The 15,387-nt window shown below is 71.9% G+C and carries 11 protein-coding genes; 6 read left to right on the top strand and 5 right to left on the bottom strand.

Annotated elements, in window-relative coordinates:
* Nucleotides 1–126: 126 nt before the first annotated feature.
* From ACZ561_RS11100 to ACZ561_RS11120, 5 genes are all read left to right on the top strand, one after another.
* On the top strand, nucleotides 127–2,538 hold the full coding sequence (locus tag ACZ561_RS11100) for a GMC oxidoreductase (protein WP_470992360.1): 2,412 nt from the start codon (nucleotides 127–129) through the stop codon (nucleotides 2,536–2,538).
* Nucleotides 2,535–4,430, top strand: a complete 1,896-nt coding sequence (locus ACZ561_RS11105) for a metallophosphoesterase family protein (protein ID WP_470992363.1) — start codon at nucleotides 2,535–2,537, stop codon at nucleotides 4,428–4,430. The genes ACZ561_RS11100 and ACZ561_RS11105 overlap by 4 nt, the downstream gene beginning before the upstream one ends.
* 6 nt (nucleotides 4,431–4,436) lie before the next feature.
* Nucleotides 4,437–5,507: an alpha/beta fold hydrolase gene (locus ACZ561_RS11110; RefSeq protein WP_470992366.1), complete on the top strand. Its 1,071-nt coding sequence runs from the start codon at nucleotides 4,437–4,439 to the stop codon at nucleotides 5,505–5,507.
* Nucleotides 5,504–6,433, top strand: coding sequence for an acetoacetate decarboxylase family protein (locus ACZ561_RS11115; protein WP_470992369.1), 930 nt, complete (start codon nucleotides 5,504–5,506; stop codon nucleotides 6,431–6,433). Before ACZ561_RS11110 ends, ACZ561_RS11115 begins: the two co-directional genes overlap by 4 nt.
* Nucleotides 6,434–6,544: 111 nt before the next feature.
* Complete coding sequence (locus ACZ561_RS11120; RefSeq protein ID WP_470992372.1) at nucleotides 6,545–6,832, top strand: hypothetical protein; 288 nt, start codon at nucleotides 6,545–6,547, stop codon at nucleotides 6,830–6,832.
* A 58-nt stretch (nucleotides 6,833–6,890) separates the two neighbouring features.
* On the opposite strand, the gene recQ is transcribed toward ACZ561_RS11120, so the two are convergent.
* Nucleotides 6,891–8,867 carry a DNA helicase RecQ gene (recQ, locus tag ACZ561_RS11125; RefSeq protein WP_470992375.1) on the bottom strand — a complete coding sequence of 659 codons (1,977 nt, stop codon included), beginning with the start codon at nucleotides 8,865–8,867 and terminating at the stop codon, nucleotides 6,891–6,893.
* A gap of 162 nt (nucleotides 8,868–9,029) precedes the next feature.
* The gene (locus tag ACZ561_RS11130) at nucleotides 9,030–10,442 is read right to left on the bottom strand and encodes an aminopeptidase P family protein (RefSeq protein ID WP_470992378.1); all 1,413 of its coding nucleotides are present in this window, start codon (nucleotides 10,440–10,442) and stop codon (nucleotides 9,030–9,032) included.
* A gap of 150 nt (nucleotides 10,443–10,592) precedes the next feature.
* Between ACZ561_RS11130 and ACZ561_RS11135 the strand changes: the two genes are divergently transcribed.
* Nucleotides 10,593–11,576 carry a LuxR family transcriptional regulator gene (locus ACZ561_RS11135; RefSeq protein WP_470992380.1) on the top strand — a complete coding sequence of 328 codons (984 nt, stop codon included), beginning with the start codon at nucleotides 10,593–10,595 and terminating at the stop codon, nucleotides 11,574–11,576.
* A 58-nt stretch (nucleotides 11,577–11,634) separates the two neighbouring features.
* On the opposite strand, the gene ACZ561_RS11140 is transcribed toward ACZ561_RS11135, so the two are convergent.
* From ACZ561_RS11140 to ACZ561_RS11150, 3 genes are all read right to left on the bottom strand, one after another.
* Nucleotides 11,635–13,416 carry a sigma-70 family RNA polymerase sigma factor gene (locus ACZ561_RS11140; protein WP_470992383.1) on the bottom strand — a complete coding sequence of 594 codons (1,782 nt, stop codon included), beginning with the start codon at nucleotides 13,414–13,416 and terminating at the stop codon, nucleotides 11,635–11,637.
* 207 nt (nucleotides 13,417–13,623) lie between these two features.
* The gene (locus tag ACZ561_RS11145; protein WP_470992989.1) at nucleotides 13,624–14,085 is read right to left on the bottom strand and encodes a hypothetical protein; all 462 of its coding nucleotides are present in this window, start codon (nucleotides 14,083–14,085) and stop codon (nucleotides 13,624–13,626) included.
* Between the two features lie 67 nt (nucleotides 14,086–14,152).
* Nucleotides 14,153–15,376 carry a mannosyltransferase family protein gene (locus ACZ561_RS11150; protein WP_470992386.1) on the bottom strand — a complete coding sequence of 408 codons (1,224 nt, stop codon included), beginning with the start codon at nucleotides 15,374–15,376 and terminating at the stop codon, nucleotides 14,153–14,155.
* Nucleotides 15,377–15,387 lie beyond the last annotated feature (11 nt).

The following is a 15,387-nucleotide window of genomic DNA, read 5'->3' on the forward strand; positions in this document are numbered from 1 at the left end:
GGCCCGGGAGCGGGCCGCACGGCCCGCTTCCCCCGGACGCGCCGTCCGCCTCGTGCGACGACGCGACGGGCATTAGCGTCTCCTTACGGGGCGGGATGATCACCATCACCCGTAAGGGGATCGCCGATGACGAACGAAGCCCCGTCCCCGGGCGGACCGGAGAACGACTCCGCAGTCGAGGGCGAAGTCGATGTCGTCGTGGTCGGCTCGGGCTTCGGCGGTTCGGTCGCCGCCTACCGGCTCGCCGACGGTGGGCTGTCCGTCGTGGTCCTGGAGCGCGGCAAGGCGTACCCGCCCGGCAGCTTCCCCCGGACTCCCGCCGGCATGGCCCGCAACTTCTGGGACCCCAGCGAAGGCCTGCACGGGCTCTTCGACGTCTGGTCGTTCCGCGGACTGGAGGGGGTCGTCTCCAGCGGCCTCGGCGGCGGGTCGCTGATCTACGCCAACGTCCTGCTGCGCAAGGACGAGAAGTGGTTCGTCCATGAATCGCCGCTGCCCGGCGGAGGGTACGAGAACTGGCCGATCGGCCGCCGCGACCTCGATCCGCACTACGACGACGTCGAGAAGATGCTCGGCGCCACGCCGTACCCCTACGAGGACACGCCGAAGACCGCCGCGATGCGGGAGGCCGCGGAGCAGCTGGATCTGCAGGTGTCCCGGCCGCCGCTGGCCGTCTCGTTCGCCTCCGGGCCCGACGAGCCGCCCGTCCCCGGCGCTCCCCTCCCCGAGCCGGAGTACGGCAACATCCACGGCCTGCCGCGGGAGACCTGCCGGCTGACCGGTGAATGCGATGTCGGCTGCAACCTCGGCGCCAAGAACACCCTCGACCACACCTATCTGTCGGCCGCGCGCCACCGCGGCGCCGACATCCGTACCCGCTGCGAGGTACGCGGTCTCACTCCCCGGCCCGGGGGCGGATACGAGGTCAGTTACGTCGTCCACGACCCGGCCCGCGAGGGGCACCGCACCCCCACCGGTCGGTTGCCGCTCCGCCGGATCCACTGCAGGCGGCTGGTCCTCGCGGCCGGTGCGTTCGGATCGACGTACCTGCTCCTGCGCAACCGCGCCGCGCTGCGCGGCATCAGCCCGACGCTCGGCAACCGGTTCTGCGGCAACGGCGATCTGCTCGGCCTGGTCCTCAAAGCGACCCGCGGCTCCGCGGGAAGCGGGCCGCGAAAGCTGGCGAGCAGCACGGGACCGGTGATCACCAGTGCCATCCGGGTCGGCGACGCACTCGACGTGGACGGCTCGACAGGACGCGGCTACTACGTCGAGGACGCCGGCTACCCGGCCTTCGTGGACTGGCTCGCCGAGGTGGCACAGGTGCCCGGAAGTGTCCGCCGTACCGCGGGATTCGGCCTTCACCGGCTGCGTTCCCGGATGGGTCTCACGCCCCGGAGCAACATCAGCAGCCGGCTCGCGCTCCTCCTCGGACCGGGGGTCTTCTCCGACTCGGCGCTGCCGCTCCTCGGCATGGGACGGGACCTCCCGGACGGCCGGATGAGCCTGCGCCGGGGCTACCTCGACATCGACTGGACCACGCTCACCTCGCGCCGCTACTTCGAGCGTGTACGGCGGACGATGAGCGACATCGCCGACGCGCTCGGTGGCGAGTTCCACGACAACCCCCTGTGGTGGACCCGCCGGGTGGTCACCGTGCACCCGCTCGGCGGCGCGCCGATGGGCCGTCACCCCGCCGAAGGCGTCTGCGACTCGTACGGCGAGGTCTTCGGGCATCCGGGGCTGTACGTGCTCGACGGCGCGGCCCTGCCCGGACCGGTCGGCGCGAACCCGTCGCTCACCATCGCCGCCTTCGCCGACCGCGCCTGCCACCGCATCCTCGAACAGCCCCTCGCACCGCGGGCCGCGTCGGCGCCGGCGGCGGCGGCGGGAGCCACGACGACGGACGGCGAGCGGCCCACCAGCCTCTCCTTCACCGAGGAAATGAAGGGACACATCGCGCTCGACGTCGCCGACCCCCACGAGGGGCAGGCGCTCGGCCGGGCGCGGAACCAGCGGCTGATGTTCCGTCTCACGATCACCGCCGACGACGTCGACCGGTTCGTCGCGGATCCCCTCCACCAGGCCGGAGCGACCGGGCACGTCGACTGCGATGTCCTCGGCGGCCGACTGCCCGTCGAGAAGGGCTGGTTCAACCTGTTCACCCGCGACGACGACCCGACGCGGCGCCGGATGCTGTACCGCCTGCACCTGCGCGACCCGGGCGGGAATCCGCTCACGCTGGTCGGGCACAAGGAGGTGCACGACGACCCCGGATTCGACATCTGGAGCGACACCTCGACCCTGTACGTCCGCATGGTGGCCGGCCATGTGACGGCGGACGGCGACGAGAACGCCCCGCTGCTCGGCTCGGGCATCATCGTCATCCTCGCCGGTGACTTCGCCGAGCAACTGACGACGTTCCGCGCCTCGGGACCCCATCCCGCACGGGCGCTGCAGAGCTTCGGCCGCCTCTTCCTGGGTGAGCTGTGGGACGTCTACGGCTCCCACTTCACGCCGGCCGGGGAGCGCGCGTGAAGGTACGTGAGCTGCGAGACCACGCCAAGGTACTCGACTTCACCCCGCAGGAGCAGGTGCGGTGGCTGGCGCCCGGGCAATTGGCCCGTACGGCGGTCAAGGCCGTGCTCGCGGCCGTCTTCGCCGGCTATTCGGACAAGCGGGAGGTCCAGAAGGTGCTCGACGCGCACCTTCTGGAGGCCCCGCTCGGGAAGCCCGACGCCGGGGAGATCTGGATCGACTTCGTGGCCGACGTCGGCGACGGCTTCGACGCGACGAGCTCGGTGGCGTGGACCCTCGCGGAGGAGGAGCTCGTCGTCCCGCCGGCCGAGCAGGAGGACGGCTTCTCCCCGGCGCGGGGCGACCTGCGGCTGAGCCGTGGCTCCCTGCTCGTCCTCGGCGGCGACCAGGTGTACCCGGCGGCCTCGGCGACGGGGTACGAGGACCGTTTGAAGGGCCCCTACCGCGCCGCCCTGCCCGAAGCGGCGGACCCGCCGCTGATGGTCGCGCTCCCGGGGAACCACGACTGGTACGACGGTCTGACCGCCTTTCTGCGGATGTTCACGCAGCAGCGGTCGATCGGCGCCTGGCAGACCCGGCAGACCCGCAGCTATTTCTGTGTGCGCCTGCCCGAACGCTGGTGGCTCGTGGGTCTGGACAGCCAGCTGGGTTCGTACTTCGACGACCCCCAGCTGCGCTACTTCGAGGAGCACCTGTCGGCGAACCTGGGACCCGGCGACGGTGTGATCGTCTGCTCCGCCGAACCGACCTGGCTGGAGAGCGTGGAGAAGAACGCCGACGCCTTCAACGCCCTGCACTGGTTCGACCGCAACATCATCCGCACCCGCGTCCATCCGGGCTCCGGGAAGCGCGAACCGACGAACGCGTCCGTCCGGCTGTGGCTGACCGGCGACCACCACCACTACGCCCGGTACGCCGAACGGCTGCCCGGCGACCCGCCGGGCACCGGAGTCCCGGCACCGGACCCGCGGCGGCGCCAGATGGTGACCTGCGGGATGGGCGGCGCGTATCTGGCGGCGACCCACCGGCTGCCCGCGGTACTGCCGTTGCCGCCCCTCGGGACGCGGCTGCGCGACAGGGACGACCCACCGGTGGAGTTCGCCCGGATGGGAAAGACGTATCCGGACGCGGCGGCGTCCCGCCGCCTCGCCCGGGGCATCGCCGTGCCGTGGTCGGGGCACTGGCTGCCGTGGCGCAACCCCGGCTTCGCCAAGCTGGCCGCCGGCCTGCACGCCGGTCTCTTCCTCCTGCTGTGCCTCCTGTTCGCCCTGGCGGAGGGAGATCCGCGGCCCGTCGACGCCGTCCGCCGGTCCGGTCTCGGCGACTTCTGGGGCTTCGGCGCGGTGTGCCTGGGCGTGGCCGCGGCGCTGCTCGTGCTCGGGTTCCTCGGCCGGCTGCTCCGCCGACGGAAAGCGGCCACGCCGTCCGGGCCGCCGGTCGCGACGCCACGGAAGGCGGCCGCGCCGTCCGGGCCGGCGGTCGCGGCGCTGTCCCAGGCCCTGGTCGCGCTCGCCGCGCTCGCCGTCGCCGTGGCGATTCCGTTCCCGGCCTCCTGGGACGGATGGGTCGTCCTCTTCCTGTGCCTGGCCGTCGCCGCCGTCCTGGGCGCGGTCGTGGGCTCGGGGGTCTTCGCCCTGTGGGTGCTGTCGGCGAAGGGCGGCCAGGTCGCGGAGTGGCAGATGTCCGGCCAGTCCATCGAGGACCACAAGGGTTTCCTGCGCCTGCACATCGCGCCGGGCGGCGACCTCACCCTCTATCCGCTGGTCCTGGAGACGATCTGCCGCGACTGGGACGTTCGCGACGATCCCTCCGGCGGGAAACGCCCCGTGCCCACCGGCAAGCCGGCCGTGCGGCTGATCGAGGATCCCGTCGTGATCTCCCGGGGAGCGTGAACGCCCATGACCGGCACACCCGAGCGGGGCGCGCCGTCCCGGCCGACGACCCGCCGTGACCACGTCACCGAGGTGCGGCCGCTGACCGCGCTGGACGGACGCCCGCTGACGCTGGTGCATGTACGGGGCAGCCGCCCGCCCACCCGCGGTCCCGTCCTCGTCGTGCACGGTGCCGGGGTACGGGCCGAGTTGTTCCGGCCACCGCTGCGGCGCACCTTCGTCGACGCCCTGATCGACGACGGCTGGGACGTCTGGCTGCTGAACTGGCGCGCGTCGATCGACCTCGATCCGGTGCCCTGGACGCTGGACCAGGCGGCGGCGTACGACCATCCCGCGGCGGTGGCGCACGTGCTGAGGGCGACGGGCAAGGACCGGCTCAAGGCCGTCGTGCACTGCCAGGGGTCGACGTCGTTCATGATGGCCCTGTCGGCCGGCCTGCTCCCCGAGGTCGAGACGGTGGTCAGCAACGCGGTGTCGCTGCACCCGGTCGTCCCCGGCCTCTCGACATTCAAGATCGCCCGCCTCGCGCCGGTCATCGGCCGCCTGATGCCCTCCATCTCGCCGGCCTGGGGAGACCGGCCGGCAGGCCCTCTCTCCCGGCTGATGGTGTGGTTCGTCCGCGCGACGCACCCCGAGTGCCGGAACTCGGTGTGCCGCATGGTCAGTTTCACGTACGGCAGCGGGTGGCCGGCCCTCTGGTCCCACGCGAACCTCGACGAGACGACGCACGACTGGATCCGCGGCGAGTTCGCCGACGTACCGATGACGTTCTTCGCCCAGATGAACCGGTGCATCCGCGCCGGGCAGCTGGTGTCGACGGAGGGCATCGAGGGACTCCCCCGGTCCTTCGCCGACCAGGCACCGCGGACCGACGCGCGGATCGCGCTCTTCGCGGGCGAGGACAACCGGTGCTTCCTGGCCGAGAGCCAGCAGCGCACGTACGACTTCCTGAACGGACACCGACCCGGCCGCGACACCCTGCACATGCTGCCCGGCTACGGCCACCTCGACGTGTTCCTGGGCCGCCGCGCGGCGACCGACACGTACCCGCTGATCCTTGAGGAGCTCGCCCGATGAATCGGATCCTGCGCCTTGCCCGGCAGGGGCTGTCGGCCGTGCCGTCACCGGTGCCGCGCCGGCAGCGCCGGCTCGCCGGACGCCACGCCCTGGTCGACGGCATCCCCTTCGAGCTGCCCGTCGACTCGATCGACACGCCCGCCCTGATGGCCGCGTTCCCCATCGACCGCGCGGCGGCCGCCCGGATGCTGCCGGGCGGCGAGCTGCACCCCCTGGCGCTGCCCGGCGGCAAGGGGCTGCTCCTCATCACGGTCGTCAACTACCTGCGTACGGACATCGGCCGGTACATCGAGTACTCGATCGCGATCGCGTGCACGCACGGGGCGCGACCGGCGCCACCGCTGCTGCCGGGGCTGCTGCGCGGCACCTTCGGCACCGGACAGTACGTCGTGGACCTGCCGGTGAGCAGCGAGATCTCGGTCAAGGGCGGCAAGGGCATCTGGGGGATGCCCAAGCACCAGGCCCATCTCGACTTCAAGGTCGGCGACTCGGCGGTGTCGAGCCAGTACGAGGTCGACGGGCGGCTCGGGATGTACATCGAGATCGAACGCCCGCCGGCGACCGCGCTGCCGCTGAAGGTGGGGGCGGTGAACTACTGCGCGTTCCGCGGGATGCTCATGAAGTCCTTCGTCTACCTCGACGGACCGGCCGACATCGCGTTCGGCAGGCGGGCCCGCGCACGCCTGGTCCTGGGTGACGCGCCGCAGGTCGCCGGGCTGCACGAGCTGGGGATCGCCGAGGACCCGCTGTTCACCGTCTTTCTGCCGTCGGCCCAGGGCGTGCTCGACGACCACTTCGAGTGCTGGTTCCTCACGAGCGAGGCGCCGGGACGGACCTACGGGGAGCCGTTGGACAGCGTCGTCGGACTCGGACTGTCGGAGGACTGGCCCGCTCCTCCGCGTATCGACGTGGGAGCGGACACGTGAGGAAACCCTGCTGTCGGTCGACGCGACGTACTTCCTGTTCGGCGCGACGATCACCTGGGCGACGATCGTCCGGTACATCGCCGCCAAGGGCGACCTGCTGGGAGCGCTCGAGTGAGTGTGCTGCCGGCCCGTGTCACGCGTGACCCGCTGCGTCTGGTGCTCGTGCTCATCGGCGCGGTGACGGTGCTGACCGGCGCCGAACTGGAGGCCGCCGAGGGGACGGGCCGGCCGTTCACCCTGCATGTGATCGGGCCGCGACATCCACTGCCGCTCGACGCGGAGTTCCTGGCAGGCCGGATCTCCGCCGACACCCTGGCGGCGATGGGCTACCGGGACGCGTGGGACTACCTCGGCTCCGCCGAACCGTCGGGCGTGCGGAAGGACACCACCTGCACCTGACGGAACTGGCCCGGCTGGGCCTGCGGCGCGCGATGACGAGGGAGGGACCTCGGCCCGCCTACTGCCAGTCGTCCCAGGGCGGCTCTTCCATCTCCTCGTCCGGGTCGGGAGGCAGTTCGTCGTCGAACGACGGTCCCGAGGCCTTCGACGCGGCCGCCGGCGCCGGGGCGTCGGGTGCGGGCTCGGGAGCGTCGCTTCGGCCCAGGGTGTCGAGCACGCCCTCGCCGTACTTGGTGAGCTTGGCCTCGCCGACACCGCCGATGGTGCCCAGCTCGGCGATCGTGGTGGGGAGTCGGGTTGCGATCTCCCGCAGCGTCGCGTCGTGGAAGACGACGTACGCCGGTACGCCCTGCTCCTTCGCCGTCGCGGCACGCCAGGCGCGGAGCGCCTCGAAGACCGGTACGGCCGCGGCCGGGAGGTCCAGCGGGACGCGCGCGCCCTTCCCCGAGCGCGCTTCCTTCCGGGCCGCAGCGGGGACCGCCTTCTCCTTGCGCAGCTGCACCGTCCGGCGGCCTCCCAGCACCTCGCCGCTCTCCTCCGTCAGCACCAGCGTCCCGTACTCGCCCTCCACCGCGAGCAGTCGCAGCGCTAGGAGCTGGCGTACGGCCCCGCGCCACTCCGCGGTGCTCAGATCGGCCCCGACGCCGAACACCGAGAGGGCGTCGTGGTCGAACTGGATGACCTTGGCCGTCTTCTTGCCCTGCAGGATGTCGATGATCTGACCGGCGCCGAACTTCTGACGCCGTTCCTTCGCGAGCCGCCACACCGTGGACAGCAGTTTCTGCGCCGCGACGGTCCCGTCCCAGGACTCGCCCGGGGTCAGGCACGTGTCGCAGTTGCCGCACGGTTCGCCCTTCTGACCGAAGTACGCCAGCAGTCGCACACGGCGGCAGTCGACCGTCTCGCACAGCGCGAGCATGGCGTCCAGGTGCATGGCCAGTCCGCGGCGGTGCGCCTCGTCGCCCTCGGAGCCGTCGATGAGCTTGCGCTGCTGGACGACGTCCTGCAGGCCGTACGCCAGCCACGCCGTGGCCGGTTCTCCGTCGCGGCCGGCCCGACCGGTCTCCTGGTAGTACCCCTCGACCGACTTCGGCAGGTCGAGGTGGGCCACGAAGCGGACGTCCGGCTTGTCGATGCCCATGCCGAAGGCGATGGTGGCCACCACCACGACCCCGTCCTCGCGCAGGAAACGGGACTGGTTCTCGGCACGCGCGCGGGCGTCCATGCCCGCGTGGTACGGAACGGCGTCGACACCGTGCTCGACCAGGAAGGCGGCGGTCTTCTCCACCGAGGCCCGGGAGAGGCAGTAGACGACGCCGGCGTCCCCGGCGTGCTCGGTCCGGATCAGTTCGAGGAGCTGCTTGGTCGGGTTGTTCTTGGGGACGATGCGGTACTGGATGTTCGGGCGGTCGAAGCTGGCGACGAAGTGCCGGGCGTCCTCGAGCCCCAGCCGGGCCGCGATCTCGGCGTGGGTGGCCTCGGTGGCGGTCGCGGTCAGTGCGATCCGGGGCACCTTCGGCCAGCGCTCGTGGAGCATGGACAGCGCGAGGTAGTCGGGCCGGAAGTCGTGTCCCCACTGGGCTACACAGTGCGCCTCGTCGATCGCGAAGAGCGACACCGTGCCCCGGTCGAGCAGTCGCTGGGTGCCCTCGGTGCGCAGCCTCTCGGGGGCCAGGTAGAGCAGGTCCAGCTCGTCGGCGAGGAATGCCTGCTCGACGGCCTGCCGCTCGTGGGGGTCCTGTGTCGAGTTCAGGAATCCGGCCCGTACGCCGAGGGCTGTCAGCGCGTCCACCTGGTCCTGCATCAGCGCGATGAGCGGCGAGATCACGACGCCCGTGCCTGCTCTGACGAGCGCCGGGATCTGGTAGCAGAGCGACTTGCCGCCGCCGGTCGGCATCAGGACGAGGGCGTCGCCGCCGCCGACGACCTGCTCGACGATCTCCTGCTGTTCGCCCCGGAAGGAGCTGTATCCGAACACGCGGTGGAGCACCTGCGAAGCGTCGGAGGTCTCGGGGGAAGCATCGGAGAGGGCCATTCCTGAAGCCTAGCCGCGTCCGCCGACACTCCCGGCCCCACCGGGCGAACCTGTGGACAACCCGCCCGGGCGTGCGGACCCCTCGACGGCTTGTACAATCTTCAACCGTGGCCCGGTGCCGGGTATCCCCCGTGTCCGGCACCGGGCCTTCTCACGTCCGGATCAGCCCGCGATGCGGGCCATCCACGCCTCGACGTCGTCCGCGGACCGCGGCAGACCCGCCGACAGGTTCTCGTGGCCCCCGTCGGTGACGACCAGATCGTCCTCGATCCGAACGCCGATGCCCCGCCATTCCTCGGGCACGGTGAGATCGTCCGGCTGGAAGTACAGCCCCGGCTCGACGGTGAGCACCATGCCCGGTTCGAGCACCCCGTCGACATAGTCGTCGTTCCTGGCCTGCGCGCAGTCGTGGACATCCAGGCCGAGCATGTGACCGGTGCCGGCCATCGTGAAACGGCGCTGGAGGCCGAGTTCGTACGCGCGGTCGGCGGGACCCTCGATGAACCCCCAGTCGACCAGCCGCTCCGCCAGGTGACGCTGGGACGCCTCGTGGAAGTCCCGGTACTGGGCGCCCGGCTTCACCGCGGCCATGCCCGCCTCCTGCGCCTCGTACACCGCGTCGTAGACCTTGCGCTGCACAGGAGTGAAGGTGCCGCTGATCGGCAGCGTGCGCGTGACGTCGGCCGTGTACAGCGTGCGCGTCTCCACCCCCGCGTCGAACAGAAGCAGCTCCCCAGGGCGTACCGGGCCGTCGTTGTCCGTCCAGTGCATGATCGTGGCGTGCTCGCCGGCGGCGCAGATCGAGCCGTAGCCCACGGAATTGCCTTCGAGGCGCGCCCGGCGGAAGAAGGTGCCCTCGATCCAGCGCTCGGACGAGGCGACCGCCCGGGACAGCTCGCCGATCGCGTCGGTGAAGCCGCGCACGGTGGAGTCCACGGCCTTGCGCATCTCGGCCAGCTCCCACGCGTCCTTGACGAGCCGGAGATCGCTGAGCGCCTCTTCCAGCTCGTCGTCGCGCGCCGCGTCGGATGTGACGGCGGCCTCGAGCGTGGGGTCGACGCCGCGCACGATCCGGGTGGGCATCCCCGTGGCGGCGGCCAGGTCGCCGGCCGCGGTGCGGACGTCGCGGCAGGACAGACCGAGCACCCGCTCCGACTCTGCGAGGGAGCGGCGGCGGCCCATCCACAGCTCCGCGGTGGGGCCGGTCCAGAACTCGTCGTCGCCCCGGCCGTCCCGCGGCAGCTGGTAGCAGTAGGCGTCGTGGCCGCCGTCCGCGCGGGGTTCGAGGACGAGCGCGCCGTCCCGGGTCTGGTCCCCGGTCATGTGCACATAGCCGGAGTACGGCCGGAACGGGTAGGTGTCGTCGTTCGAGCGGACCTTGAGATTCCCCGAGGGGATCACGAGGCGCTCTCCGGGGAAGCGCGCGGAGAGCGCGGCCCGGCGGCGGGCGGCGTACGGAGCCTGCTCGTCGAGCTGCAGGTCGTGCCGCTCGGTGTCCGCCCAGCCCGTTCGCATCAGCGCGGAGAGTTCGTCGGAGATCCCTGCGTACAGACCGTTCTTTCGGCCCTTGGCCACGGCGTGCCCCTTCATCCCGGTGGGTTCTTCGCGGCCGCCCGTCCTGGGCGACGCCTGGACAGTAGCCCGCACGGCGCTCGGCGAGGGCCGAGGAGTGCCACTGGCACGGATCGGCCACATCCGGTCCGGGGCGCGTCGATAATGCGACGCATGACGAACGCGAAACTCGGTGAGGCCCTTCGGCTTCTGGGCATCGACGAGGCCGCGAGCCGGGTCTATCTGGCCCTGCTCGAGCTGGCACCCGCTCCGCTGAGCGCGATCGGGGTCGCCGCGCGTCTGGGCGACGCGGAACTCGCCTCGGCGTACGGCGCTCTCGTCGACGCCGGTCTGGCCAGTGCCGCGGAGGAGGGCGGGGACATGGTGGCCCCTGTGCCGCCCGCGGCGGGCCTGGAGATCCTCGCCCGGCATCGGGCGGCCGAGCTCGACGAGTCACGCATCGCCGTCGGAGGCGCGTTCGAGTCGTTCCGGCGTCAACGGCTCGCCGCGTACAACGACCATCTCGTCGAGGTCGTCACCGGGGACGCCGTCGGGCCGAGGATGCGCCACGCGTGGGCCAGCGCCCGCGACGAGATCCGCCAGTTCGAGTCGCCGCCGTACTTCCCCCTACCCGGCGCGACGGAGGACGCGCTGGCCACGCTCGCCCGCGGTGTGCGGCAGCGCGTCGTGTACTCGCGGGAGTCGCTGGAGCATCCGGGCCATCTGAAGGAGGCCATCGAACCGTGCATCGAGGCCGGCGAACAGGCGAGGGTGCTGCCGTCGCTCCCGGTGAAGCTCGTGATCATCGACGAGGCGTACGCGCTCGTGTCGCTGTCGATCAAGGAGGCCGACGTCCACAACACCATGCTGGTCGTGCAGCCGTGCGGTCTGCTCTCCGCACTGATCGCGCTCTTCGAGCAGTCCTGGCAGAACGCCCTGCCGTTCCACGGCGGCACAAGCCTTCCGGGCGGCCTGCCACCGGCCGACCGCCGCCTGCTGTGGCTGCTCGCGGGCGGTGCGAGTGACGACGTCATCGCCCGCGAGCTGGGCATCAGCCGCCGCACGTTCTTCCGCCGCCTGCAGATCCTGATGGCCCGGCTGGGCGCGGCGAACCGCTTCCAGATGGCCTTGCAGGCGCAGCGCTGCGGATGGCTGTGACCGTGCGACGCCCGCCGGGTTCACCCGTCGGGATCGAGGACGAGGGCGCCGCCGGCTGTCAGCGCGCTCCGAAGACCTGCGTCCAGTAGGGGCCGCCGTCGTTGTGGATGCCGATCCCGATCTCCTTGAAGGAGCAGTTCAGGATGTTCGCCCGGTGGCCGGGGCTGTTCATCCAGGACTCCATGACCTGCGCCGGGGTGCGCTGGCCCATCGCGATGTTCTCGCCGTACGTCGACCAGCGGTATCCGGTGGCCGTGACGCGCTCGCCCGGGCCGTCTCCGTCCGGGTTGGTGTGGTCGAAGAAGTCCCGTGCCGCCATGTCGACGGAATGGCCCTGAGCGGCCTGGTTCAGCAGGGAGTTCTCGGTCAGCGGACCACACCCCGCCTTGGCGCGCTCGGAGTTGACGATGGCGACCACCTCACCGGCGGTGGAGTCGGAGCCCGAACCGCCCGTCGTCTTCGTGGACTTCGGCTTGGGCGCGGGTGAAGTGGTGCGCGTGGGGGCCGGCTTCGCGGGACGGGGCGTGGCGGTCCGGCTCGCGGACGGGGAGGCGCTCTTGCTCGGGCTCGGCGTCGTGGACTTCGAGGCGGTGGCAGAGGCGGAGGCGGTGGTCGACGACGGCGAGACGGACAGGGCGGCCCCGGGAGCCCCCGCCTGCGTCGCGTCCACGGCGTCCAGGGCCTCGACGTCGTCCTGGGGGCCGGTGATCAGGTAGAAGGACCCGCCGGTGACGGCGACCACGGCGATACCCGCGGCGACGACGGCACGGCGACGACCGCGCTTCCTCTGCTGCTCCTGCCTGCGGCGGTCGCCGCGGGTGCCCTGCGCTGCGCGCGACCCGCCGGCCTTGTGCCGCCCGCCCGTCGCGGCGGGCCGGCGCGCTCCCTCCGACACGGCGGGCATGTGCGCCGTCTCCGTCACGGCGGCCGCGTACGTCCCCTCCGGTGCGGCCGGACCCCCGCTCGCGTACGTCCCCTCCGGTGCGGCCGGAGCCCCGCTCGCGTACGGCGCCGCCGGCAGCGGCCCGGTCGCGGCTGCGAGCCCGAAGCCGGCGCTCTCGCGGACGCTCGCGAGCAGCAGCCCCGCCGGGGGCACCAGCAGCAGTCCGGCGAGCAGACCCTCGGCCGGGACGAGGCCGCTCCACAGGCCCGCGCAGTGCGCGCAGGCGCGGGCGTGCCGGGCTATGCGCTTGCGCCAGAGCGCGGACGGGCGGCCGTCCCATCCGCCGAGCTCGGACCGCAGCGTGGGGCAGAGGGGCTGTGCCGACAGGGCCCGTACGACGACGCGGGCGGCCTCCAGCTGCGCCTTCATCCGCTGCACCCGGACCGCGGTGTGCTCCGTGGTCAGTTCGAGCGCCGTCGCCACCTCGTGCCGGGTCAGCTCACCCGCGCACTCCAGCCACCACAGCGACAGCAGGGCGCTGTCGTCCGGCTCCATCCAGCGGGTCGCCTCGGCGGTCTCGCGCCGCTGGCCGGAGAGGTTCAGCCGGACGACGGTCAGATCGACGAAGTCGGCGCCCGGGTGGGCGAGGTCACGGGCGTCGTCGAGGACATCGGGCCGGAGGCCGGACTGCTGCGCGCGCCAGTGGTTGCGTATGCCGTTCATGGCGATGGCCACGAGCCAGGACCGGAAGCTGTCCGGCGAGCGCAGGCCGCCGAGCCCGTCGAGCGCACGCAGCATGGTCTCCTGCACGACGTCGTCGACATCGTGGTGGCCGTTCATCGCCCGGCCCACGATGTTGTAGACCAAGGGCAGGTAGGTGGCGATGAGCCGGTCCTGTGCCCACAGATCCCCGCTCTGCGCCGCCCTGACCAGCTCCGTACCGTGCTGTGCGCCCATGCCCTGATCCACCCTGTCCGTCCTGCCTGTTGTCGATGCCCAACACCTGGGAGACCGCGAGGCGTGCGCTCGATAACCGAAAGTACGAAAAATTCTGCGGGAAATTCTCAATGAGCGGTCGAATGCGGTGCGGCCGGTTCCGCTCCGGTGGTCGGAAGGGCGGTTCCGTGCCGGGCACTGTACGGCAGGGCGTGGTCCGGGAAGGACCTACCGCTCGACGGCGGTGCACTCCTTCGGCGCCCGCTGACGGGAGCGAAGCGCGAGGGCGCACCACACAGCCGCCACGATCAGCGCGACCGCGGCCATCCCAGCGAGGAAGAGGGCCTCCGGGCGCCAGCCCAGGGAGAGCCGGGTGCCCCCGTAGACGAGCGCGGCCGCGATCCGGCCGGGTGCGTAGACGGGAACCTTCGCGGCGGCGGTCCGCAGGACGCCCGCCACGACGAGGCCGATCGCGGCCCAGGCGGCCAGGTACGGCCACAGCGCACCGGGAGCGGCCGGCGGAAGTCCGTACTGCTCGGGCCCGATCCGGAACAGAGAGGTGGCCCACCCCGCCGCCACCGCGGCGGCGGTGATGCCCAGCACCCAGAGCGCGTGGCGCCAGAACGGGCCCGGGCGCACGGTCTCTTCGTCGGTGTCGGGGCCGGGAGAGTCGGAGTCGTAGAGCTCGATCACGCTCTCTAGGACGTGGCCCCGCGGGCGGGGGTTGCCTCCGGCGCCGATCAAGATCGTCGGAGACTCAGCCGGCCCACCGCCCTGTCAGATAGGTGAGGGCGAACAGTGTCGACAGGGGCGCGGCGAGGCAGAAGTACGCGGTTCTGAAGCGGGGTGAGCGCAGACTCCAGGCGGCGAGCGTGATCCACAGCGGCCACCACAGAAGGGTGGATCGGGGGATGGAGGTGTACCAGTAGGAAGTGCCGAGCGCCCACAGGCTGAGGCCGATGTAGGCCGCTTCGGGCCAGCGGCGGCGTCGGATCAGGAGGACCGCCAGGGCCAGTCCGACGGCCATGGCGAGGAGTTCGGCCTGGAACATGAAGGCGTAGCCGGTGGTCTGGACGTGGTCGAACGCGGACTCCCAGGTGTTGCTCCAGGCTTCCCAGGGCGCGTGGAACTGGCGGTACCACCCGCGTTCCTGTGCGTGTTTCCACGCCATCCAGTCGCCGGTGTGGGAGTGGAGGTACCAGGCGTAGAGGACGGCGGGAAGGGCCGGCAGGGCGAGCCAGGGCAGCGCTCGCCGGTCGCCGTGGGTGCGGGCGGTCAGGAGGAAGTGGAGGGCGAGGGCGGCGGCGACGAAGAGACCGCTGATGCGTACGGTCGTGGCCAGGGCGGCCAGTGTGGCGGCGAGGGGCCAGTTGCGGCGGTGGGCGGCGAGCCAGGCCGGCAGGGCGAGGGCGAGGAAGAGCGACTCGCTGTAGCCGGTGGCGAGGAAGATCGCGCACGGCGAGAGCAGCAGGAGCTGTACGGTCCGCCGGCCGGCGCCCGTGTCGGGCAGGTACAGGCGCGCGACCCGCGCGAGCGCCAGAACGGCGATGGCGCCGGCGACGAAAGAGATCAGCAGTCCGGCCGCGGTCCAGCTCGGGACGACGGTGTGTACGGCCCGCAGGGCGAGGGGGAAGCCGGGAAAGAACGCCTCACGGTTGTCCCAGTCGGCGTCCCATGGGCCGTTCCCCGCGGGGAAGTAGCCGTCGCGCGCCACGTTCAGGAAGTGGCCCCAGTCCCATCGCTCGAAGGGTGCGAGGACGGAGCCCGGGTCATGTGCGTCGGCATCGGCGGGGAAGAGCCATCGCGCGCAGTAGGCGGTGGTCCATATGGCTGCGCGGGTGAGCAGATACAGCCACAGCACGTCCCGGTCCTCGGCGCTCAGCCGAAGGCGGGCGGAGCGACGGACGACCGGGGCCGGGCGGGAGGAGGGCAGGGGGCCGGACGTCGTCTCTTCCCGCGATCGGGGGGATATCACAGACATAAAGGACTCCC

The organism is Streptomyces sp. NPDC039609, assembly GCF_055596705.1.